The organism is Mesorhizobium sp. M0195 (genome assembly GCF_040322115.1).
GTDB lineage: Bacteria > Pseudomonadota > Alphaproteobacteria > Rhizobiales > Rhizobiaceae > Mesorhizobium.
In genome coordinates, this window is sequence record NZ_JAMYSV010000004.1 from 117,400 (window position 1) to 139,685 (window position 22,286).

26 protein-coding genes are annotated in these 22,286 nt (G+C 63.3%); 10 read left to right on the plus strand and 16 right to left on the minus strand.

Annotated elements, in window-relative coordinates:
* Positions 1-115: 115 nt before the first annotated feature.
* Together NKJ12_RS11050 and NKJ12_RS11055 are read right to left on the minus strand one after the other, a co-directional pair.
* A complete protein-coding gene (locus NKJ12_RS11050) occupies positions 116-1,138 on the minus strand; it encodes a fatty acid desaturase (protein ID WP_254816802.1) in 1,023 nt (340 codons plus the stop codon).
* A gap of 125 nt (positions 1,139-1,263) precedes the next feature.
* A complete protein-coding gene (locus NKJ12_RS11055; protein ID WP_254816803.1) occupies positions 1,264-1,464 on the minus strand; it encodes a hypothetical protein in 201 nt (66 codons plus the stop codon).
* Positions 1,465-1,704: 240 nt separating this feature from the next.
* On the opposite strand from NKJ12_RS11055, the gene grpE reads away from it, so the two are divergent.
* Positions 1,705-2,340: a nucleotide exchange factor GrpE gene (gene grpE / locus NKJ12_RS11060; RefSeq protein ID WP_352506612.1), complete on the plus strand. Its 636-nt coding sequence runs from the start codon at positions 1,705-1,707 to the stop codon at positions 2,338-2,340.
* Positions 2,341-2,447: 107 nt separating this feature from the next.
* Here the strand turns inward: grpE and olsB are convergent, their stop codons facing one another.
* The 7 genes from olsB to NKJ12_RS11095 all read right to left on the minus strand — a co-directional run bounded on the left by olsB (position 2,448) and on the right by NKJ12_RS11095 (position 9,891).
* Positions 2,448-3,323, minus strand: a complete 876-nt coding sequence (olsB, locus tag NKJ12_RS11065) for a l-ornithine N(alpha)-acyltransferase (RefSeq protein WP_023675251.1) — start codon at positions 3,321-3,323, stop codon at positions 2,448-2,450.
* Between the two features lie 149 nt (positions 3,324-3,472).
* The gene (locus NKJ12_RS11070) at positions 3,473-5,761 is read right to left on the minus strand and encodes a hybrid sensor histidine kinase/response regulator (RefSeq protein WP_352506611.1); all 2,289 of its coding nucleotides are present in this window, start codon (positions 5,759-5,761) and stop codon (positions 3,473-3,475) included.
* A gap of 85 nt (positions 5,762-5,846) precedes the next feature.
* Positions 5,847-6,836 (minus strand): acrylyl-CoA reductase (NADPH), encoded by a 990-nt coding sequence (gene acuI / locus NKJ12_RS11075; protein ID WP_352506610.1) that lies wholly within the window; start codon positions 6,834-6,836, stop codon positions 5,847-5,849.
* Positions 6,837-6,887: 51 nt separating this feature from the next.
* Entirely contained in the window at positions 6,888-7,364 is a 477-nt protein-coding gene (gene lspA, locus NKJ12_RS11080) for a signal peptidase II (RefSeq protein ID WP_352506692.1), read from the minus strand.
* Positions 7,365-7,390: 26 nt separating this feature from the next.
* Positions 7,391-8,254 carry a TrmH family RNA methyltransferase gene (locus NKJ12_RS11085; RefSeq protein ID WP_352476400.1) on the minus strand — a complete coding sequence of 288 codons (864 nt, stop codon included), beginning with the start codon at positions 8,252-8,254 and terminating at the stop codon, positions 7,391-7,393.
* Complete coding sequence (locus NKJ12_RS11090) at positions 8,255-9,316, minus strand: RsmD family RNA methyltransferase (RefSeq protein WP_352506609.1); 1,062 nt, start codon at positions 9,314-9,316, stop codon at positions 8,255-8,257. It abuts the gene before it with no gap.
* A gap of 266 nt (positions 9,317-9,582) precedes the next feature.
* Complete coding sequence (locus NKJ12_RS11095; RefSeq protein ID WP_352702665.1) at positions 9,583-9,891, minus strand: hypothetical protein; 309 nt, start codon at positions 9,889-9,891, stop codon at positions 9,583-9,585.
* Positions 9,892-10,014: 123 nt separating this feature from the next.
* Here NKJ12_RS11095 and NKJ12_RS11100 point away from each other — a divergent pair, with 123 nt between their 5' ends.
* On the plus strand, positions 10,015-10,698 hold the full coding sequence (locus NKJ12_RS11100; RefSeq protein ID WP_352506607.1) for a helix-turn-helix transcriptional regulator: 684 nt from the start codon (positions 10,015-10,017) through the stop codon (positions 10,696-10,698).
* A gap of 85 nt (positions 10,699-10,783) precedes the next feature.
* Positions 10,784-11,152 (plus strand): VOC family protein, encoded by a 369-nt coding sequence (locus tag NKJ12_RS11105; protein ID WP_352506606.1) that lies wholly within the window; start codon positions 10,784-10,786, stop codon positions 11,150-11,152.
* A gap of 71 nt (positions 11,153-11,223) precedes the next feature.
* On the opposite strand, the gene lhpI is transcribed toward NKJ12_RS11105, so the two are convergent.
* The 4 genes from lhpI to sppA all read right to left on the minus strand — a co-directional run bounded on the left by lhpI (position 11,224) and on the right by sppA (position 13,956).
* On the minus strand, positions 11,224-12,201 hold the full coding sequence (gene lhpI / locus NKJ12_RS11110; RefSeq protein WP_352506605.1) for a bifunctional Delta(1)-pyrroline-2-carboxylate/Delta(1)-piperideine-2-carboxylate reductase: 978 nt from the start codon (positions 12,199-12,201) through the stop codon (positions 11,224-11,226).
* A gap of 52 nt (positions 12,202-12,253) precedes the next feature.
* Entirely contained in the window at positions 12,254-12,586 is a 333-nt protein-coding gene (locus tag NKJ12_RS11115) for a LapA family protein (RefSeq protein WP_352649557.1), read from the minus strand.
* A gap of 47 nt (positions 12,587-12,633) precedes the next feature.
* The gene (locus NKJ12_RS11120; RefSeq protein WP_023675261.1) at positions 12,634-12,918 is read right to left on the minus strand and encodes an integration host factor subunit beta; all 285 of its coding nucleotides are present in this window, start codon (positions 12,916-12,918) and stop codon (positions 12,634-12,636) included.
* Between the two features lie 81 nt (positions 12,919-12,999).
* Positions 13,000-13,956 (minus strand): signal peptide peptidase SppA, encoded by a 957-nt coding sequence (gene sppA, locus NKJ12_RS11125; protein ID WP_352506604.1) that lies wholly within the window; start codon positions 13,954-13,956, stop codon positions 13,000-13,002.
* 305 nt (positions 13,957-14,261) lie between these two features.
* Here sppA and lptC point away from each other — a divergent pair, with 305 nt between their 5' ends.
* From lptC to ptsN, 6 genes are all read left to right on the plus strand, one after another.
* A complete protein-coding gene (lptC, locus tag NKJ12_RS11130; protein ID WP_352476407.1) occupies positions 14,262-14,975 on the plus strand; it encodes an LPS export ABC transporter periplasmic protein LptC in 714 nt (237 codons plus the stop codon).
* On the plus strand, positions 14,962-15,570 hold the full coding sequence (locus tag NKJ12_RS11135; RefSeq protein ID WP_254816816.1) for an LptA/OstA family protein: 609 nt from the start codon (positions 14,962-14,964) through the stop codon (positions 15,568-15,570). The genes lptC and NKJ12_RS11135 overlap by 14 nt, the downstream gene beginning before the upstream one ends.
* Positions 15,570-16,388 (plus strand): LPS export ABC transporter ATP-binding protein, encoded by an 819-nt coding sequence (gene lptB / locus NKJ12_RS11140; protein ID WP_023718959.1) that lies wholly within the window; start codon positions 15,570-15,572, stop codon positions 16,386-16,388. Before NKJ12_RS11135 ends, lptB begins: the two co-directional genes overlap by 1 nt.
* A 197-nt stretch (positions 16,389-16,585) precedes the next feature.
* Entirely contained in the window at positions 16,586-18,112 is a 1,527-nt protein-coding gene (gene rpoN / locus NKJ12_RS11145; RefSeq protein WP_352506602.1) for an RNA polymerase factor sigma-54, read from the plus strand.
* A 291-nt stretch (positions 18,113-18,403) separates the two neighbouring features.
* Positions 18,404-18,988, plus strand: a complete 585-nt coding sequence (gene hpf / locus NKJ12_RS11150; RefSeq protein ID WP_352506601.1) for a ribosome hibernation-promoting factor, HPF/YfiA family — start codon at positions 18,404-18,406, stop codon at positions 18,986-18,988.
* A 59-nt stretch (positions 18,989-19,047) separates the two neighbouring features.
* A complete protein-coding gene (gene ptsN, locus NKJ12_RS11155) occupies positions 19,048-19,512 on the plus strand; it encodes a PTS IIA-like nitrogen regulatory protein PtsN (RefSeq protein ID WP_023675268.1) in 465 nt (154 codons plus the stop codon).
* 111 nt (positions 19,513-19,623) lie between these two features.
* Here the strand turns inward: ptsN and NKJ12_RS11160 are convergent, their stop codons facing one another.
* The gene (locus NKJ12_RS11160; protein WP_023675269.1) at positions 19,624-19,881 is read right to left on the minus strand and encodes a BQ00720 family protein; all 258 of its coding nucleotides are present in this window, start codon (positions 19,879-19,881) and stop codon (positions 19,624-19,626) included.
* A 63-nt stretch (positions 19,882-19,944) separates the two neighbouring features.
* Positions 19,945-20,370, minus strand: a complete 426-nt coding sequence (locus NKJ12_RS11165) for an Hsp20 family protein (protein WP_023675270.1) — start codon at positions 20,368-20,370, stop codon at positions 19,945-19,947.
* Between the two features lie 144 nt (positions 20,371-20,514).
* On the opposite strand from NKJ12_RS11165, the gene NKJ12_RS11170 reads away from it, so the two are divergent.
* The gene (locus NKJ12_RS11170; RefSeq protein WP_352702668.1) at positions 20,515-21,456 is read left to right on the plus strand and encodes a nucleoside hydrolase; all 942 of its coding nucleotides are present in this window, start codon (positions 20,515-20,517) and stop codon (positions 21,454-21,456) included.
* Positions 21,457-21,580: 124 nt separating this feature from the next.
* On the opposite strand, the gene NKJ12_RS11175 is transcribed toward NKJ12_RS11170, so the two are convergent.
* Complete coding sequence (locus NKJ12_RS11175; RefSeq protein WP_352465943.1) at positions 21,581-22,195, minus strand: LysE family translocator; 615 nt, start codon at positions 22,193-22,195, stop codon at positions 21,581-21,583.
* Between the last annotated feature and the right edge of the window lie 91 nt (positions 22,196-22,286).

Genomic DNA, 22,286 nt, shown 5'->3' on the forward strand with positions numbered 1-22,286 from the left:
GAGCCTGCCGCACCCCTAACGCATGTCGCGCAAAAGTGTGTTCAGCGGTTTTGCGATAAAGAGCGCGTCGCATGAGGCTGGTCGAGCGCGACGCGCCTTAGGTGCGGCGGTGCGCCTACACGGCCATCCGCGCTTCGCGGAACGATACCAGCTTGCTGCGGGTCTCGTCCCACAGCGCCAGCTTGACGCAGCGCAGGCTGTCGAGGAGCGTGACGCGGCCGATCTCACGCAATTCCGGATAGTCCCTCAGCACTTCCGGAAGCCGGTAGCACGGCACCTTGGCCGAAAGGTGGTGCACGTGGTGGACGCCGATATTGCCGGTGATCCAGTTCAGCACCGGCGGCAGGTCGTAATAGGACGAACCGTGCAGGGCAGCGTGCTGGAATTCCCACTCTGAGTCCTTTGTCCACTCCGTCTCCTCGAACTGATGCTGGACATAGAACAGCCAGATGCCGGCCGATCCGGCGAGGATGACGATCGGCAGATGCACGACCAGAAACGCGCCGGGGCCAACGAACCAGATAAGCAGCGCGGCGATGACGGCGATGGCGAGGTTGGTCGACATCGACGACACCCAGGGGGTGAAACCGCCCCGCATCATGCCCAAGGGCAGTCTCTGCTCGAACATGAAAATCCATATCGGGCCAAGGCCGAACATCACCAGCGGATGGCGATAGAGGCGATAGGCGAGCCGGCCTCGCCACGACAGTTGCCGGTATTCAGCGACGGTCAGTGTCTTGATGTCGCCGGTGCCGCGCTCGTCGAGATTGCCTGCGCTGGCGTGATGGGTTGCGTGGGCGCGGCGCCAGCAATCGTAGGGCGTCAGCGTTAGCACGCCAAGCACACGGCCGATCCAGTCGTCGGCATAGCGATTGGCAAAGAAGGAGCCGTGACCGCAATCGTGCTGGATCATGAAGATCCGCACCAGAAAGCCGGCGGCCGGAAGGATGAGGACCAGACCCCACCAATGGCCATAGGCATAGGCGGCCGAGGACAATGCCCACAGCGTGGCGAAAGGGATGAGGGTGATGGCGAGTTCGACGGCGCTGCGACGCCTGTCGGGCTTTTTATAGCGCGACAGGATTTTCAACCAGGCGCGCTTGCTGTTTGCCACAGCTTCGGGGGAAATCATGTTCATCATGAAACATAGGCGGAGCAGGGCGCTGCCGCAAGACGGAGATCACGCAAAGTTACTGCGGGTAAATGTCGCGCGATGCGACGAATCCCGGCCACAGTCGCCGGGCGCGTCGCCGGCAACGGCGCCTACCGACGGCGCCCGCCTGCGACCATGTTGGTTTCGATGCCATCCAGGCGGTCGAGCAATTTCTTCAGGCGGTCGGGAATATCCGTCTCCGTGCGGAATGCCGGCAGGGTGCGCAGGAAGCGCTTGGTGGTCTCATTGCCGAGCTGGCGCCGGATATCGACGGCGAGCGCGTCGTGCTTTTCGCCATTGGTGCGGGACATCTTCCAAAATCCTGTGTCGGCTTCGAAACTCTTCCACAGGAGGAATGGTTCCCGCATTGTAGTAGCCTGGCAAGCAAAGCCGTCGGATACGGTAAAGTTTGAATTAAAATCGAAAAGTCTCCGCTGTTCGCCCTCAAGCCGTGGCCAGCGGCTGCAGTATCGCTTGCCCCTTGATTTTTGGCCGCCAAACCTCGATATCGGGCGCAAATCCACACCATTCGAAAATGACGGGAAACGGCGATGAGCGACCAGGCAAAAGACGAACGCGCGCCCGATGAAGCCGAGAAGACCGAGGCTGCCGCGGAGCCAAGGGAAGGCGGCGTCGACAGCGACTATGAAGCGCTTGTGCGGCTTCTGAAGGAAAACGAAGAGCTGAAGGATCGCGCGCTGCGCGTCGCGGCCGACATGGAGAATTTGCGCCGCCGCACCGCCCGCGACGTGCACGATGCGCGCGCCTATGCGGTTGCCAACTTTGCCCGCGACATGCTTTCGGTGTCAGACAATCTGCGCCGCGCTCTGGATGCCATCCCGGAGGAGGCCAAGGCTTCGGACGATGCCGGTTTCAAGGCGCTGATCGACGGCGTCGAGATCACCGAGCGCGCCATGCTGTCGGCGCTTGAACGTCACGGCGTGAAGAAGCTTGAGCCCGAGGGCGAGAAATTCGATCCGAATTTCCACCAGGCGATGTTCGAGGTGCCCAATCCCGACGTACCGGCCAACACAGTCGTGCAGGTCGTGCAGCCCGGCTATTCGATCGGCGAGCGTGTGCTGCGGCCGGCCATGGTCGGCGTCGCCAAGGGCGGCCCCAAGCATGTGGCGAGCGAAGCGCCGGTGGAGCCGGGGCCGGTGAATGAGCAAGCTGAGAAGGATGCGTAAGTTAGGAGAGTAGGGGAATAGGCAGTACGGGAGTAGGGAATACCGCTACGTCGGGTAAAATAGAGCAGAGCACTTGCCTACTCCGGCCGTTGCCTTCTCTCCCCTACTCAGGCCGCAAACCGCTGCGCTTCTCCGCCATAATAATTGACGTAGCGGGCACCGATCTCCTTGACCGGCATCACCACGAACACGTCGACGGTCGAGAATTCACGGTCGATGACGCAGCCGTCGCCGATGCGCGCGCCGACGCGCAGATAGCCCTTGACCAGCGGCGGCATCGCGGCGATCGCCGCCTTGGTGTTGACGGCCTCGATCGGCATCAGGTCCATGGAACAATAGCGCCCGGCGACGGCGCGCACGTCCCAGGATGAATTCGTCCGGCAGTGGTGGGCAAGATAGGTCAACGCCTCGGCATGTGCCGCCGGCACGGTGCCGTGGAACGACGCGCAGCCGGTCATCACGCCGATGCCGTAATGGTTGATATAGGCCCAGATGCCTTGCCACAGCGCCTCGATGGTGCGCTTCGAGCGGTATTCCGGCAGAACGCAGGAGCGGCCGAGCTCGAGGAACCGCTGGCCGGGATGCCGCGCGATCAGCTTGGTCAGCTCGAATTCGCCTTCGGAATAGAAGCCGCCGGCCGCTGCGGCAATCTCCTGCCGCAGCAGGCGGTAGGTGCCGACGATGCGGCGATGCTCGGGGCCGGAAAGCGAAGTATCGAACACAAGCAGATGATCGCAGAGGGGATCGAAGCGATCGGCATCGCGGCGGTCCTGCATCTGGAACAGGTCCTTCCTGGCACCAAGCTCGTCGTAGAACACCCGGTAGCGCACTTCCTGCGCGGCAGCGATCTCGGCCTCGTTGCGGGCGAGCCGCACTTCGAGATTGCCGATGCGGCCGAGCGATGCGCCTTTTATGACGGCATCGGCGTTCCGGCCGACGAGCAAAGGCCCGCTGGCGTTCGGCCGAGCATCACATTCCGGCATGACTGTATGCACGAGTGATTCTCCTTCGAGCCATCCCTCTTGGCACGGGGATACGGTGTAGGTGCAACAGGATTGTGACAGTACCGTGATACGGCTCTGCGGGCAATACTTCGTCGGCTGGGTAATCTATCAACCGTCTATGTTGTGCCTCAGGCGGCCACTTGCCCCTCGACGGCATGAACCAGGGCATCGGGGTCGAGCGGCTTGGTGACGAAGCCGCTGGCACCGTGAGCGAGCACGGCGTGGCGGGTCTTTTCCTGGCTGTCGGCCGACAGCACCATGATCGGCACCGGCGGCACCGCGGTCTCCTCCTCATGGCGGCGGATGGCGGCGATGGCGTCCAGGCCGTCCATGACAGGCATGTGCAAGTCCATCAGCACCACGTCGTAGCGGTGCTTGTGGCCGGTGCTGATGACCGCCTCGACCGCGGCCTTGCCGTTGCCGACCACTTTCACGCGATGCCCGGCCTTCAGCAGCGTGGCGCGGGCCAGCATGGCATTGATGTCGTTGTCCTCGGCGATCAGCACCGACAGGCCCTGCTGGCGGGCGCCAATGGCATGCCCCGCCTGCGCGCCGCGCCTTTGCAGTTGCGGCTCGGCGATGACCGGCGCGTGGCTGGTCAAAAGCACGCGCAGCAGTGTCTCGCCGCGCACCGGCCTCGCCAGGAAGGTGGCGTAACCATTGGCACGGAATTCGCCAAGCATGCCGCGGTCGGTCGGCGCGATCAGCGTCACTGCCTCGCACTCGGCAAATCCGCTCTGGCGCAGGCGCCTGAGCAGCCTGCCGTCGCTTTGCTCCATGGCAGCATCGATCAGCAGCACGTCACAGCCCTCGGCGAAAGCGGTGGCCTGGGCGGCGGCGGTGGCCAGATCGACCGTGCCGCCATTGGCGCGAATGGTGCGGGCGATGGCTTCGGCCTCGACCGGGTTCTTCGACACGATCACCGCATGCCGGCCCGACAGCGGGTTCTCGCGGATCTGCGGCGCCTCGACGGCGGAAATAGCGGGAATCTCGAAGACGAATTCAGATCCCTGACCAAGGCGGCTCGACACAGAGATGGTGCCGCCCATGGCGGTCACCAGGCGCTTGGAAATGGCAAGACCGAGGCCGGCACCGCCATGCGCACGGGTCGAGGTGCCGTCAGCCTGTTCAAAGTCCTCGAAGATACGCTCCATGTCCTCCTCGCGCAGACCGGGGCCGGTGTCGGTGATGGTGAAGCGGATGCGGTCGGTGATTTCGGTGCGGACGCGGGCGATGCTTGCCAGGACGCCGCCGCTGTCGGTGAACTTGACGGCGTTGCCGATGAGGTTGAGCAGCACCTGCCTGACCCTGCCGGGGTCGGCGGTGATCAGCTGCGGCACGTCGGGTTCGACATGACAGCCGAGGCCGATATCCTTGGCAAAAGCCCGCGCCGCCAAAAGCTCGACGACATTGTCGGCGATCTCACGCACCGACATCGGCTGCGGTTCGGGATCGAAGCGGCCGGCCTCGATCTTGGAGTAGTCGAGCAGGTCCTCGATTAGCGCCAGCAGCGCGCTGGCCGAGGTCGAGATGGCGCCGACATAGGTCCGCTGCTCGGGCGAAAGGCTGGTGTCGGCGAGAAGCCGGGCCATGCCCATGATGCCGTTCATCGGCGTGCGGATCTCGTGGCTGACGGTAGCGAGGAAACGCGATTTGGCCTGGCTCGCATATTCGGCCCGCTCGCGGGCGGTGATCAGCGAGGATTCGGCGCGCTTGCGGGCGGTGATGTCGCGGGCGATGGCGCGATGCGAAACGGCGCCGCTGTCCTTGTCGCGCACCGACAGCTCGATCCAAGAGAACCAGCGTGGACCGTCCGGCGTGCGAATGGCGACGTCGGTGGAACTCAGGCATTCATGGTCGGAAAAGGCGGCGTCGGGGACGATGCCGACATCGATGCCTAGTTCGGCCAGGGCCTTGCCGGCAAGCTCGCGCTGGTCGGTTTCGACAAGGTCGGCGAAAACCTTGTTGGCGTAGACAATGTGGCCGTCGCGGTCGCGGTGGACGACGAGATCGCCGAGTGCATCGATCAGACCGCGAAAGCGCTCCTCGCTCTCCTGCATCTCCCACATGCGGTCGGCCAGCGTCTCGATTTCGGCGCGGCTGCGGGCGGTGGTGGCATCGAGCAGGGCCACTGCGCGGCGCTCGGTGCGCCTGTTGCGCAGATGCATGGCGAGCCCGGCCATGGCTGTCGCCAAAAGGCCGATGGTGATGAAGATCGGCGCTCCGGTCAAATGCGACAGGCCCGCCAGCACGACGATGGCGACCAGCGTCAGGAAGGACAGGCCTTCGCGGTTGGCGTCGGGCAATTCCGGCGCCAGCGGTGGCGCGGCGACAAGCTGCCGTGCTGGCGTATCGGGGGCCGTCCCGTCGGCCCGTTCGGCTGGTTCCGCCGCTCTGATGCCGGGTTCCGCAATCATACGGAACTCCTGCCAGACAGAGCTTATCGAAGGTTGTGATTGATCGTTCGAATTTTAGCGGTCGCGCTCTTTTTCCCCAAGAGGCTCACATGTCCACCACCACACGGCCGCGGATCTTGCCCTCGACGATGTCATGCGCGGCGCCGATGATGCCGTCGAAGCCGATGCTCGTCGACAGACTGGCAAGCTTTGCGTGATCGAGATCGGTGCCGATGCGGCGCCAGGCCTCGAGGCGGACCGCCTTGGGCGCCATCACCGAATCGATGCCGAGCAGCGAGACACCGCGAAGGATGAAGGGGGCGACGCTGGCCGGCAGGTCCATGCCGCCGGCGAGGCCGCAAGCGGCGACGGCGCCGCCATAGGAGGTCATCGACAGAACGTTGGCCAGCGTGTGGCTGCCGACGGCATCGACGCCGCCGGCCCAGCGTTCCTTGGCGAGCGGTTTTGCCGGCTGCGCAAGCTCGTCGCGTGAAATCACTTCCGCGGCGCCGAGGTCGATCAGATAGGGGCTTTCGGCAGCGCGGCCGGTCGAGGCAATGACGTGATAGCCGAGGCTGGACAGGATCGAGATCGCGACCGAGCCGACGCCACCGGCAGCGCCGGTCACCACCACCGGACCACGATCGGGCACGATGCCGTGGCGCTCCAGCGCGATGACGCAAAGCATGGCGGTGTAGCCGGCGGTGCCGATCGCCATCGCATCGTGCGGGCTCATTCCGTCCGGCAGCGGCACCAGCCAGTCGCCTTTGACACGGGCGCGCCCGGCAAAGGCGCCGAAATGCGTCTCGCCGACGCCCCAGCCGTTCAATATGACCTTGTCACCCTTGCGCCAGTCAGGATTGGAGGACGAGATGACTGTGCCGGCGAAATCGATGCCCGGCACCAGCGGCCAGCGGCGGATTACCGGCGCCTTGCCGGTAATTGCAAGGCCGTCCTTGTAGTTCACCGTCGTCGCCTCGACCGCGACGGTGACGTCGCCCTCCATCAGGTCTGCCTCTGTAAGCTCGGTCACCGCGACCGACTGGTTTTTCTCGGCGTCGCGCGAAACGAGGATGGCTTTGAAGGTTTCGGGCATGTTTTCTCCTCGGGCTTGCAGATCAGAATGTGCGGCGCCAGGCGAGTGAGGTCAATCGCTCGACATTCCGCGCCGCCAACCAATGAGCTCATCGAAGACGACCAGCACGGCACCAACGGAAATGAAGGCGTCGGCGAGGTTGAAGACGGCGAAGGACCAGACCGGCGTATGGAACAGGACATAGTCGATGACATGGCCGTAGATTGCGCGATCGATCAGGTTGCCGAGCGCGCCGCCAACGATCAGTGCGAAGCCGATGCGGGCAAGCAGGTGGCCGGGCGGCGTGCGGGCCGCAAGATAGAGCACGAAAGCGACCACCAGAACCGCGACGACCACCAGGCCGGTGTCGCCGAAGGACGAAAACAGCGAGAACGCGATGCCGGTGTTGTAGGTGCGGTACAGCGCCAGGAACGGCAGCAGGTCGAGCCGTTCCTGAAAGGCGAGGCCGGTTTCGACCAGGTATTTCAGCCACTGGTCGAGCGCTATCGCGGCGACGACCAGAAGAGCGTACGGCCTCCAGGACTTCATGGTTTGCAGTTTCACGGTTTGAGATGTCACGATCTGGCGTCCTCCGGGCCGAGCTTCAGCGCGTCGCGCCGGATCTCGAACAGCATGACGCCGGTGGCCACCGCAAGGTTGAGCGAATCGGCGCGGCCGGCCTGCGGTATCCGCAGCAGCTTGTCGCAGCTTGCGGCAAGCTCGTCAGGCAGGCCTTGCTGCTCGTTGCCCATCACCAAAAGCACCGGGCCTTTTGAAAAATCGACCGAGCGGTAGTCGACCGCACCCTTCAGATGAGTGCCGGCGACGAGGCCGGGAAAGCTCGTTCGCCAGGCGAGAAAAGCCTCGGGCGACGCCTTGGCGACGGGCACGGCGAAGATCGAGCCCATTGTGGCGCGCACCGTCTCGACCGAAAAGGGATCGGTGGTCTCGCCGACCAGGATGACGCCCCTGGCGCCGACAGCGTCGACCGTGCGGATGACGGTGCCGAGATTGCCGGGGTCGCGAACGCGGTCGAGTGCTACCCAGACATCGCTGTCCTCGACGCGGATGTCCTTCAGCGACAGCAATTTCTGCGAGAACACGCCGACGACCATTTGCGGATTGTCACGGCGGGTGATGGCGACCAGCACCTTTTCCGAGACTTCAAGTACCGTGCCGCCGGCGGCGACCGTGCGCGCCGCGACCTTTTCGACTGCCGCGTTGCCACGTCCGGCCTTGGCGAAGACCAATGTCCTGATCGACCAGCCGAGATCGAGCGCGTCGATGACCAGCTTCAGGCCTTCGGCCATGAAGGCATTCTGCTGGTCACGGAATTTCTTCAGCGCGAGCGCCTTGATGTCCTTGATCAGCGGGTTGGCGAGGCTGGTGACTTCCTTCACCTGCCCTGGCGCGCCTGCGTGCCGTTCGTACGCACTCATTCAGGCCACCCAGCGCGAGAACAGCGAGGTCGAAAGCGCCCGACCGGCAGATTTCTCGCGGATGATCAATTCGCCCGACTCGACCGTGCCGCCCATGCCGGCGAAGGTGTCGCGCATCAGGGCATGGATCGCGAAAAAAGAGGCGCGGATCGAATAGGCGGTCAGTACCACGGCGAGCGGCTTCGGCGTCAGGATCGCGCGGCAGATATCGGTCAGCGCCGGCAGGTCCTCGAACAACTGCCAGACCTCGCCTTTCGGTCCGCGGCCATAGGCGGGCGGGTCGAACAGGATGATGTCGTAGCGGCTGCCGCGGCGCTCCTCGCGTTCGGCGAATTTCACGGCATCGTCGACGATCCAGCGGATCGGCTTTTTCGATAGGCCCGCCATCTCCTGGTTTTCGCGTGCCCAGCCGATCGCCTTCTTGGAAGCATCGACATGGGTGACCTCGGCGCCGGCATGCGCCGCCACCAGGGAGGCAAGGCCGGTGTAACCGAACAGGTTCAGCACCTTCACCGGCCGTTTTGCCGCCGCGATCAGTCCGGCCATGTGGTCCCAGTGCGAGGCCTGCTCGGGAAAGACGCCGACATGGCGAAACGAAGTGAAGCGGCCGAGATAGTCGATGCCGTCATGCTTCATCGGCCAGGTCTCGCCGAGCGGCGTCTTGGGGAAGCGCCAGCGGCCGATGCCTTCCTCGTCGGTATCGCCGGTGAAGATGGCGTCGGCGCGTTCCCAGTCCCTGGCCGCCAATGCCTTTTGCCAGATCGCCTGGCCCTCCGGCCGAACGATGCGGTAGGGGCCGTATTGCTCGAGTTTTTCTCCGGCACCACTGTCTAGCAGCGCGTAGTCCTGATTGGGGCCGACTTCGAGGATCAGCGGCAGATGTTCGGCGGGCAGCGCGCCATCGCGGCGCGAGAGCATGCGCGGCGCGGCTTTTGGCTCGGACCGGTCTTGCGGTTTAGGCTCCGGACCGGCGGTTGGGCTGGCGTCGCGCCGCCGGACATGCTCCGCCCCGCCTTTTGCGGGCGGTCGGCTGTCGCGGCGTCTGTCGCGAAAAGGTTTCAAGAAGGCGCATCTCCGGACGGCGGCTTGGCCGCTTCTGCCACAGCACATTGACCGGCGCAACAAAAGGGCTGCCGACGTGCGCAGCCGGATCAGCCGCGCCTGATCGACAGCAGGCCGATTGCGAGCGCTATGAAACCAACGGCCTTGAAGCCGGTGACGACCATATGGCCGGTTTCCCAGCGGCTCCGGATGGTTTCGAAATTGCCTGGGATCGGTCCAGGTACCCAAGTGGCCAGGACATCGTTTGCCGGTTTGACCAGCGCAAATCACGCCCCAAGCGCTAGCAGGTAGAGCACGGTGGCGGCCAAGACCCACCAGAATGCCGGACGATCGCTGCGCAGCATCCAGGCGAGGAGGCCCGGACAGACGATTGCCGCCAGGTCCAGCGGTGCGCCGATAATCGCGAAGAATTGGAACTGAGCGTTAAAGACAGTGGTTTCACGCCAGAGCGAAGGCCGCCATCTGGTCAGCCGCGGCACCGATTCCAGCACATGGGCGAAAGACGGCCCAAGGCTGAGCGCCGCGACGATGGCGGTCAAAACCGACCAGAACAACAGAAAACCGCGTATATCCATAATGGCCAGACAACGGCGTCAGGGCGCAGACGTTCCGGTCGGCGATCGTCTTGCTTGCCGTCGAAAGGGCAGGCGCACTATCGTCCATTCAAATTGGGCATCCATCAAACCGGGTTGCGATCCATGTCCCGCGCCGAACGCCTGCTCGACCTGATCCAGATCCTGCGCCGGCATCGCCGGCCGGTCAGCGGCCGCAGCCTCGCGGACGAAATGGGTGTGTCGATCCGCACGCTCTATCGCGATATCGCCACGCTGCAGGGGCAGGGTGCGCCGATTGAGGGTGAGGCGGGGCTGGGTTACGTGCTCAGGCCAGGTTTCATGCTGCCGCCCTTGATGTTCACCGATGAGGAGATCGAGGCGATCGTTCTCGGTTCGCGCTGGGTGGCCAAGCAGCCGGACTGGCGGCTTGCGAACGCCGCCACCGACGCGCTGGCCAAGATCGCGGCGGTGCTGCCGGACGATTTGCGCGAGGAACTCGATGCCTCGACGCTGCTGGTCGGGTCGCGCACCGAGGTCACAGAAGGCATCGATCTCGGCGTGGTGCGGCAGGCCATCCGCGAGGAGCGCAAGCTGAGCTTTGTCTATCGCGACGCCGGCGGCGCTGCCTCCGAGCGCACCGTCTGGCCGTTCGCACTCGGCTTCTTCGACAAGGTGCGCGTCGTCGCGGCCTGGTGCGAGATGCGCCAGGATTTCAGGCACTTTCGCGCCGATCGGATATCCGGCCTCAACGCCACCGAGATGCGCTATCCGCGCCGCCGTCAGGTGCTGCTCAAAGAATGGCGGGCGACGCTCGACACGCCAAGCTAAGGCTGCTGCTCAGTTGAGACTGCTGCCAGAATCTGGCAGTGGCATACGCTATGTCCTCCAGTCGAAACCATCTGGAGAGCAATTCATGACACCGCCCAATTTCGTCATCCTCTATGTCGACAAGCCTGAGCAAAGCGGCGCCTTCTATAGCGCGCTGCTTGGGCGGCAACCGGTCGAGACCTCGCCGACCTTCGTGCTGTTCGTGCTCGACAACGGCTTCAAGCTCGGCCTCTGGTCGCGTCACACCGTGGAGCCGGCTGCCGCGGCAGCGGGCGGCGGCGCCGAGATCGTCTTTGCGCTGGACACGCCGGGTGCCGTCGACGCCACCCATGCCGAGTGGGCCGGCCGCGGGCTGAAAATTCTGCAGACGCCGACCGACATGGATTTCGGCCGCACCTTCGTCGCGCTTGATCCCGACAGCCACCGGCTGCGGGTTTATTGGCAAAGGGAGTAGGGCAGTAGGGCAGTAGGGGAGTACGTGACAGGAAACATAGCTGGCGCGGCGCCGCACGATCAGTGCGGTTCCTACTCCCCTACTCCCCTTTCGCTTGCCCGATACACGGCAATGCCGGCGGCGAGGTCCTCGAGGGCTGCGCCGACCGACTTGAACAGCGTGATCTCGTCGTCGTTCTGCCGGCCTTTTTTCTGGCCGCGCGCCAGTTCATAGAGGTCGGCGACAATGGCTTCCGGCTTCAGAACGCCGGAGGCCAGCGGCTGGACGATATCGCCGGCTTCCTTGGTGGCGCCGGCGCGGGTGTCGACATAGACGCGGGCGCGTGCAATCGCGTCGTCGTCGCTTTCGCGCATCGCCGGCGTGAAGCCGCCGACCAGATCGACATGGGTGCCGGACTTCAAGAGTGCGCCCTTGATCAGTGGCATGGTGGTGATGGTCGCCGACGATACGATATCGGCCTTTCCGAGTTCGGCGTCGAGATCGCCTGCTGCTTCGGCCGCAAAACCCTCGGCACGCAATTTTGCCGCGACCTTTTCGGCATTCGACGACGTGCGGTTCCAGATGCGGATGTTCTTGATCGGACGCACCGCCGAATGAGCCTTTGCAAGGAATGGCGACAGCGCGCCGGCGCCGACCACCAGCAGCCGCGATGCATCCTCGCGGGCCAGATAGGAGGCAGCCAGCGCCGAGGCACAGGCCGTGCGCCACTGTGTCAGCCTCTGGCCATCGATCAAGGCCTGAGGCTCGCCTGTGGCGCCGTCGAGCAAGAGGTAAAGCCCCATCACCGCGGGCTTGCCGACAGCATTGTTGTCAGGCGACACGGTGACGATCTTGACGCCGATATGGCCATCGGCCGAGGTGCCGGCTGCGTTGAAGTCGGTCCAGGCCGGCATCAAAAGCAGCGTCGAGGCGGCGCCATCGGGCCGCTCGACAGTGTGATGGTGCCTGACCGGCTGCACGGCGCCATCGCGAAAGGCGGTGCGTAACGTCTCGACCAGCCCGGAAAAGGTCAGCGCGCGGTCGACCTCGGCGGCGGAAATGGTCAGCATGAAAGGCTCCGTGGAGGACTAGGCCGGTTGTGCCTCAGGCCCGAGCCGCGGCTCAGTTCGTCGGCTTCGGCAAGACTGGGCTCTGCGACGCGGTGGGCGCGCGGCTGACCGCCTGGCGCAGGTTCTCGGCCTCGGCGCCGCGCTGGCGCGCCAGCTTGCGGTAGCGGCCCTGCTTGATCCAGGTCGCCAGGCTGCCGACGATCATGCCGATAGCCAGCGCCAGGAACAGGAAAATGAAGAGCGGCACGGTCAGCGTCAGCGCCGGATTGCCGGGATTGAACGGATCGAGTGTGAAGGCTACCGGTTCGCGGTTCGCGACGGCCAGCGCAATCAGGATGACGGCCAGCGGCACGAAAACCACGATGAGAATGAAGCGATTGAACATGTTTTTCCGTTCGGAAGAAAAGGCAGGAGCGGTGGCGCGTGCCGCGCCTATTTGCCTCCGTTCAGCCTTTCACGCAATTCCTTGCCGGTCTTGAAGAACGGTACCCATTTCTCCTCAACCTCCACGGATTCGCCGGTGCGCGGGTTGCGGCCGGTGCGGGCAGGGCGGTTTTTCACCGAAAACGCGCCGAAGCCGCGCAACTCGACCCGGTTGCCCTCGGCAAGCGCGTCGGTGATTTCATCGAAGATAGCGCTGACAATGTTTTCGACGTCGCGCAGGAAAAGATGCGGATTACGCGTGGCGATGATCTGAACAAGTTCGGATTTGATCATGAAAAGGCTCCCCGTGAAAGCAGTGCCGCCGAAATTATCAGAATGATTTTATTTGGTTTTTCACTCGTCCCAAGCGGTTCCTCAAGGGTGCCAGACGGAAACGAGACCGTCAAGAAACAAGCGGTCCGCTCCAATTTCGTGAAGGACGTCGCCGCCATGGCCGGGCAGGCCAAGCGCAGCGCCGACGGTCTGCGCCATCGCCTTGGAGAACAGGAAACCACCGCGTTTTTCCGTGTCCTTCCATTCCAGCACCTTGAGCTTGGCATCGACACCCTTGCCTGCAAGCCAGTCGATCGCTTCGGCTTCACCGCCGACCGCGTCGATCAATCTGTTGGCGACCGCCTGCCGGCCGGTGAAGATCGACCCGTCTGCGAGCGCCAGCGCCTCCGGCTTGGTCATGTTGCGGCGCTCGGCGACGATGCCGACGAACCAGTCGTAGCTGTCGAGGATGAGCTTGCGGACCATGGCGCGCTCATCGTCATTGGTCGGCTTGAAGGGAGAAGGCGACGCCTTCAAGGGCGAGGATTTCACCTCCTCCAGCTTGACGCCGAGCTTGTCCATGAGGCCGCTGACGTCCGGGTACTGGATCAGCACGCCGATCGAGCCGACGATCGAGGATTTGCGTGCGACAATATGGTCGGCCGCGGTGGCGATCATGTAGCCCGCCGAAGCCGCGAGCGTGCCGACCTCGGCCACCACCGGCTTGTCGGCGGCGAGCTTGCGCACTGCCTCATAGATCGACTCGCCACCGACGGTGGTGCCGCCGGGTGAATCGATCGACAGGATCACAGCCTTGACGCGCGGCGACTGACGGATGGCCTCCAGCCGCTTGATCAGTTCTTCGTCTTCGGTGATGGTACCTTCGATCTTGACCTTGGCGATGTGGTCGACTGCCGCGCTGGTGAAGTCGTCACCATAGATCCACGCCGAAAAGGCGATCAGCCCGGCTGCGGCGACGATAATCGCCGCGGTACGCCAGAATGTCAGCTTGCGGCGCAAGCGGCGGCGGTCGATCAGGTCGTCGGCTCTCAATGCCATGGTCAGCCTCGTAGTCGGTGGGAGCAGATGCTTTTAAAGCAACCATTCGCGCCCGGCTACCGTTTCCTGACGGGCTTGCGACAAAGGCCTCAGGCATTCGCGGCAAGCCTCAACCTGTCGCGTTCCACAGGCTCTAACACTGTGCGCCTATATCTGGTATGAGGTACAGGCTGCGCTGGGGCCATTTTCGTTGTACAGGGGCGGCTGTCACATTTTTGCGGTTTTCCTCGGCTTTTGCTTGCTTGAGGGCGCCGGCATCCCACCTATAGGGCGGCCTGGCGGGCAGGGGTTTAGAAGAAGCAGTCATGTTAGCGGGACCAATCGAACCGACCAACACCGAGACGGAGTTGGCTCCCAAGGCCGCAGGCCGGGCGCGGGTCGACGCGTTTGACATTGCGCAGCGTCATTCGCGCCGGGTCCGGATCCTGAAGCTGGCCGTACCGCTGGTCGCCGCCGTGATCGCGGTCGCGTTTCCGGTCTATTCCTATCTCATGGCACCCGCTGCAATCGAGGTGCAGGCCGACGGCGGCGCCTTTGCCGATGGCAAGCTGGTGATGGCCAATCCCAAGCTCAACGGCTTCACCAAGCAAAACCTGCCCTATTCGATGACAGCGCTCCGCGCCATACAGGATGTCAGCAAACAGGGCATCATCGATCTGGAAGGTATCAAGGCCAAGCTGCCGATTGCGGCCGACAACACCGCCGCCATCGGTGCTGCGCACGGCACCTACGATCGCGACGGCAACACATTCAGCCTGACCAGCGACGTGACCGTGTCGACCACGGATGGCGTGGTGGCAAAATTTAAATCAGTCTATCTCGACATGGCCGAAGGCACTATGAAGACAAGCGAACCTGTCGATGTCAGCCGCGGCGGGTCGCGGATCAGGGCGGATTCGATGTCGGTCCAGGACAATGGCAAGGTCCTGATTTTCGAGAACAAGGTGCGCGTCGACATCGATCCCGCCAGTTTGAAGGCGGCAGAGGCAAAGAGCGGAGAGACCAATGCGGTTCAGTAGTTCGGCACGGCGCCTCGCCGCGATCTCGGCGTTAACGCTTGGGTTGCCCTTGGGGCTGACCTTCGGGACGGCGCCGTCGCTGGCGCAATCCAGTGCCACCAGCCAAATGTCCGGCCTCAGGCTGTCGGGCGACAAGCCTATCCAGATCGAAAGCGACAAGCTCGAGGTGCGCCAGGCGGAAAGCGTCGCCGTCTTCACCGGCAACGTCAACGTCGTCCAGGGTCCAACCGTGCTCAAGGCCGGCAAAATGACGGTCTATTACGTCAGGGATGCAGGCGCCGCCAAAGGCGCCCAGCCCGCGGGTGCCGCGGCAATGACCGGATCCGCCAACATCGACCATCTCGAGGTCGACGATAAGGTCTACATCAAATCGGACGATCAGGTTGCCACCGGCGACCGCGGCACCTTCGACATGAAGACCGAAGTGCTGGTGCTTTCGGGCAGCAAGGTCGTGCTCTCGCAAGGCGACAACGTGCTTGTCGGCTGCAAGCTTACCGTGCAGATGAAGAGCGGCCTTGCCCAGGTCGACGCTTGCGGCGGCCGCGTCATGATGTCGATCACGCCGCCGGCGAAGTCTGGAGCAGCGAAACCCTGATGACCGGCATATCGTCGCTGCTGGCGCGTCTTCCAGGGCGCGCCGCCAGCAAACTTGCGGCACCGGCCAGGGTCACCGTCGAAGCGGCAAAGTTCAAGGGAACCTTGATCGCCAAAGGGCTGACCAAAAGTTACAAGGGCCGCAAAGTCGTCAGCGGCGTGACGCTGGGCGTGCGCGCCGGCGAGGCGGTTGGGCTGCTCGGCCCCAACGGCGCCGGCAAGACGACCTGTTTCTACATGGTGACCGGCCTGGTGCCGGTCGATGAAGGCACCATCGAAATCGACGGTTTCGACGTCACATCGATGCCGATGTATCGCCGCGCCCGTCTCGGCATTGGCTACCTGCCGCAGGAAGCGTCAATTTTTCGCGGCCTGAATGTCGAGCAAAACATCCGGGCCGTGCTCGAAGTGGTCGAAAAGAGCCGCAAGGAGCGTGAGCGGCTGCTCGACGAATTGCTCGAGGAATTTCACATCAGCCATCTGCGCAAGGCTCCGTCGCTGTCGCTCTCCGGTGGTGAGCGGCGACGCCTCGAAATTGCCCGTGCGTTGGCAACCCGCCCTGCCTACATGCTGCTCGACGAACCGTTCGCCGGCATCGATCCGATCGCCGTCGCCGACATCCAGCAGCTCGTGCGCCATTTGACGGCACGTGGCATCGGCGTGCTGATCACCGACCACAATGTCCGCGAGACACTTGGCCTGATCGACCGCGCCTACATCATCCATGCCGGTCAGGTGCTGACCCATGGCCGGGCCGACGAGATAGTCGCAAATGCCGATGTGCGGCGGCTTTATCTCGGCGAGGGATTTACGCTCTAAGTGCGAAATTCCGGTTCGAGCGGGATTTCCGGCGTAGTCCAGCAGCTTTTTCTTCAATTTTCTGCCTGAAAACGTGTCGGCAGGCGAGTTTTACCGCTCCTCGCCTTGACAAGCAAAAGCCGGGCCAGTTTCTATGCTGGCCTGGAAAATTCCTTCCAGCAGTGCGGGTGTGTAGACGGAGCGTTTGAAACCGAACCATGGCGTTGGCGGCAAAACTACAGCTACGACAGTCGCAGTCGCTGGTGATGACGCCGCAGCTGATGCAGTCAATCCGCCTGCTGCAGTTCACCCATCTCGAGCTGGAACGCTTCATCGACGACGAGATCGAACGCAATCCACTGCTGGAACGTGCCGAACCGCAGGAGGACGCCGCCAGCGACCAGGCGCAGAAGGGCGACGCTGCACCAGAACCAGCTGCCGACGGCGACTGGTTCGAAGCGGAGACGGCGTGGAGCGCCGAGGCGATCTCGGAAAAGCTCGATACATCGCTGGAAAACCTGTTTCCCGATGATCCTGGTACGAGCGAGCGGCTGGGGCCCGACCTGACGGCGCAATGGAAATCGGCGTCCGGCAACGGTTCCACCTCTTCCTCCGACGGCTTTGACGTCGCGGACATGGCGGCGGCTGCCATCACGCTGCGCGACCATGTCGGCGAGCAGGTAGCGCTCGCCTTTGCCGATCCGGCGGCCCGCCTGATCGCCAGCGAGCTTGCCGACGGCCTCGACGAGGCCGGCTACATGCGTGCCGACATGGCCGAGATCGCGGCCCGCCTCGGCACGAACGCCACGGCGGTGGCAAGGGTCCTGGCGGTCTGCCAGACATTCGAGCCCGCCGGCATCTTCGCCCGCGACCTCGCCGAATGCCTGTTGCTGCAGCTTGCCGTGCGCGACCGGCTCGATCCGGCGATGAAGGCGCTGATCGCCAATCTCGAACTCCTGGCACGGCGCGATTTCCAGACGCTGAAGCGGATTTGCGGCGTCGACGAGGAGGATCTGCTCGACATGCTGGCCGAGATCCGGGCGCTCGACCCGCGGCCAGGAATGGCATTTTCGTGCGGTGCCAGCGACGCAGTCGTGGCCGACGTCGAGGTGCGCGCAGCCAATGACGGCAGCTGGACGGTCGAGCTCAATGCCGAGACGCTGCCGCGCGTGCTGGTCGATCACATCTATTTCGCCCAGGTCACGCCACATGCGAAAAACCAGGCGGAAAAGGATTTCCTCGCCGAATGCCTGCAGAACGCCAACTGGCTCACGCGCAGCCTCGACCAGCGGGCGAAGACCATTCTCAAGGTGGCCTCTGAGATCGTGCGCCAGCAGGACGCTTTTCTCGTCCACGGCGTGCGGCACCTGAAGCCGCTCAACCTGCGTACGGTGGCGGACGCCATCGGCATGCACGAATCAACGGTCAGCCGGGTCACGGCAAACAAATACATGCTGACGCCGCGCGGTGTGTTCGAGCTGCGCTATTTCTTCACCGCCTCGATCGCTTCGTCAGGTGGCGGCGATGCGCATTCGTCGGAAGCGGTGCGCGACCGCATAAAGCAGCTGATCGACGAGGAGAAAGCCGTCGATGTGCTTTCCGACGATGCCATCGTCGACATGCTGCGGGAAAGCGGCGTCGACATTGCCAGACGCACGGTGGCCAAATACCGGGAAGGCATGAACATACCCTCTTCGGTGCAGCGGCGGCGCGAAAAACGCGCTTTGGCCAGCGCCGGCCGTTGAGCTCCGACGGAATTTCCACAGCTTTCGCAGTTCATTGACAAGCGGCAACGAAGTGGCTAGAAGCCCGCCCGCATGAGACGGGCTAGCGAGTGGATTTGAGTTCGCCGATGCCCGCACGAGAGATGGTCCGTCACGACGTAGGCCACGGGACGGCCAAGAAGGCGGCTTGTGATCAACCGGAAAGTTCGGATCTAAAATCGGCGCAAGTGACGCCGCAAAAGCTTGTGCGCGCGGACCACGAGTATAAACTCGGGACAGTTTGAAGCCTGAGCAAGGAAGGTCAGTTTTCAGATGACACTGCGCATATCGGGAAAACACATGGATATCGGCGATGCGTTCCGTACGCGCATCAACGACCGTGTCGGGGAAGTGATCGGGAAATATTTCGATCGGGGCTTTTCAGGGCAAATCGTAGTCGTCAAATCGGGGTCGCGCTACACGGCCGATTGCATGATCCGGCTGGACTCCGGTGCTTCGCTGCAGGCGACCGGCGATGCCCAGGATCCAACGCTTGCCTTCGATACCGCGGCAGACCGTCTGGAAACACGCCTCAGGCGCTACAAACGCCGGCTGAAGTCGCACAATTCAGGCAATAGCAACGGCGAGCTCACCGACGTCGCCTATACGGTGATGGCGCCGCTTACCGACGACGAGGAGGACATACCGGAGAATTTCGCGCCGGCCATCGTCGCCGAATCGACCATGACGCTGCGGACCATGTCGGTGGCGTCAGCGGTGATCGAACTCGACACCAAGGACAGCCCGGTCCTGGTCTTCCGCAATGCCGGAAACGACCATCTCAATATCGTCTATCGCCGGCCGGACGGGAATATCGGCTGGATCGACCCGTCCACGGCCAAGGTCGCGCAGGGGTAAAAACCAGCTGCACGCGAGCGTGGGGACTGGCGACGGCAGGCGAACAAGGGATTTCAAGCATGGATCTGAGCGATCTCGTCAGCGTTCCGGCAATCATGCCGGCGTTGAAGGCGAACTCCAAAAAGCAGCTGCTGCAATTGCTGTCCGAACGGGCGGCGGCGATTTCCGGTATTCCGGAGCGAGAGGTGTTCGACACCATCCTGCAACGCGAGCGCCTCGGCTCGACCGGCGTCGGCAACGGCATCGCTATTCCGCACGGCAAGCTGGCTGGGGTGAAGCGGATCGCCGGTGTCTTTGCCCGGCTGGAGACACCGGTGGACTTCGAGGCCCTCGATGATCAGCCGGTCGACCTGGTGTTTCTGCTTTTGGCTCCCGAAGGTGCCGGCGCCGACCATCTCAAGGCGCTGTCGCGCATCGCGCGGGTGCTGCGCGATGCCGACACGGTTGCCAAGATCAGAGGCACGCGCGACGCCGTAGCCATCCACGCGCTGCTGTCGGACACGCAGGCCTCGCACGCCGCCTGAGGTTTTGATTAAATCCCTTGAAGGGCCGCCGTGTACGGCCCTGTCCGTTTCCAACCAGATCGCCGCGCCATATTTGTCAGTTGATGGCGCCGTTGTCAGTGGATAACGACGTTAGTGGATAGCGACCGGGGTCAGATCGTTTTCCAGCGCGCCAGCCAGTGCCCGGTCGCGAGCGTCCGAAAGCAGGATCGGCTGGCCATTGGCGGCAAACAGGGCCCACAGTTCCAGCCCGGGCGCGATTTCGCCGAGGCCCGGGAAACGGCCGCGCAGATCGTCGCTCGACACTTTCCTGAGATAGGCGACCGAACCTTCGCCGAGATGGGCGAATTCGCCGCTGGTCATGATGATATTTTCGTTAGTTCTGGTCATTTCAAGCCTCCTTGCCGCGAGACGCCGCTCAAGGCCATCCCGCATGAGAGCTATCGGCAAAAATCAGTCTTTCACCGATATGTTTATTTTTCGTACCAGCCGTTCGGACTCCGGCCGATCGAGATCGATCGACAGAAGGCCGTTCTTCAATTCCGCTGCAATCACCCGCATGCCGTCGGCCAGCACGAAACAGCGCTGGAACTGGCGCGCGGCGATGCCCCGGTGGAGAAATTCGCGCTCGGTGTCGTCGTTCTGACGGCCGCGCACGACCAACTGGTTCTCCTCCGTTGTGACATCGAGATCGCTTTCCGCGAAACCGGCGACGGCGAGCGTGATACGCAGCCTTTCGGTTTTGCCGTCGGCACCGCTGAGGCGCTCGATGTTGTAGGGAGGATAGCTGTCACCGGACTTTGCCAAGCGCTCCAGCGTCTTTTCCATGGAATCGAAACCGAGGAGAAGCGGGCTGGAAAAAGGCGTCATTCGGCTCATGTTACAGTGTCCTCTCAAGAGCGACATAAAGTGGAAAAACCCGGATGGCATTTTTCCCGATGGTCTTGATATGGTCCGCCGCCCGGCAGACTTCAAGCCGTCACACGTCCCGCCCAAAAAGACTTGCCAAAACAAGGAATTGAAATGCCCCAATCCCGCAGGATCATCATCGACACTGACCCCGGCCAGGACGATGCCGTCGCCATATTGCTGGCGCTCGGCAGCGCCGAGCTGGAGATCGTCGGCATCACCGCGGTGGCCGGCAACGTGCCGCTGAAACTTACCGAAAAAAACGCCCGCAAGATCTGCGAACTGGCCGGCCGGACGGACGTCAAGGTCTATGCAGGCGCCATCCGGCCACTGGCGCGCGAACTCGTCACCGCCGAGGAAGTGCATGGCAAGACCGGCCTCAACGGACCGCAACTGCCCGAACCAAAGATGAAGCTGCAGGACGAGTATGCAGTCGATTTCATCGTCGAGACGCTGATGAGGGAGGAGAGCGGCACGATCACGCTGTGCGCGCTCGGGCCGCTCACCAATGTTGCGCTGGCGCTGATCCGCGAGCCCAAGATCGCACCGCGGATCAAGGAGATCGTGCTGATGGGCGGCGGCTTCTTCGAGGGCGGCAATGTCACGCCGACCGCGGAATTCAACATCTATGTCGACCCGCATGCCGCCGACGTCGTGTTCAAATCCGGCATTCCGATCGTTATGATGCCGCTCGACGTCACCCACAAGGCGCTGACCACCGCCAAGCGCACGAAGGCCTTCCGCAAGCTCGGCACCCGGGTCGGCACGGCCACCGCGGACATGCTGGAATTCTTCGAACGCTTTGACGAGGAGAAATACGGCACAGATGGCGGCCCGCTACACGATCCTTGCGTCATCGCCTACCTGTTGAAGCCGAAGCTGTTCAAGGGCCGCAACTGCAATGTCACTGTGGAAACCGCATCAGAACTTACCATGGGCATGACCGTGATCGACTGGTGGGGCGTGACCAAGCGGCCGAAGAACGCCATCGTGATGCGGGACATCGACCATGATGCGTTTTTCGCGCTGTTGCTGGAAACGCTGGGGCGGCTTTAAGGCCGTCTTTCATTCCCCCTTGATGGGTTGGGCGGAGTGCTGTCATTGCCAAGCTGGAACACCCCTCATCCAACCGAGCTTCGCTCGGCCACCTTCTCCATAAGGGGAGAAGGGAAAGGTGCCGTTACTTCGCCTTGGAAAATGCCAGCCACAGGCCGCCGCCGACCAGGAAGCTGCCGCTGATCCGCGACAGCAGCTTGACGCGGCCGGCCGACAGCAGGCGCCCGGCGCGGCCGGCGGCCAGCGCGTAGGTCGAATCCGAGACGGCGGCGAAGATCATCGCGGTGAGACCCATGACGCCGATCTGTAACGCGTAATTGCCTTCAGGCGCGATGAACTGCGGAAAGAAGGCGCCGAAGAACACCAGCGTCTTCGGATTGCTGATCGCCACCAGCAGGCCCTGCAAAAAGAAGCCGCCGCGCGGCCTTTTTGCCGATCCGTCGGCGTTCAGCTTGCCTTTCGAGCGAAACATCTGCACGCCCATCCAGATCAGGTAGGCAGCGCCAATCAGCCGGACCCATTCGAACCAGTGGCCCATGCCGGCGATCAGCGAAGTCAATCCGATGCCGACGATGGCGATCATGATGGCTAGCCCGGCCTGGGTGCCGGCGACGTTGGCGAGGCCGGCGCGGGAGCCATGGCGTATGCTGTTGGCGATGATCAGCGTCACCGTCGGCCCCGGCACCAGGATGATGACGATGCAGGCGACGACATAGGTGGCGTAGAGTTCCAGCGACATTTTTCCCTCCACAGAATGCCGCTCGTGCGGCGCGCTGTCGCGATCAATGCATGGCGATGAGTTGTGTGCAAGCCGGCCAAGCGCCGACAAT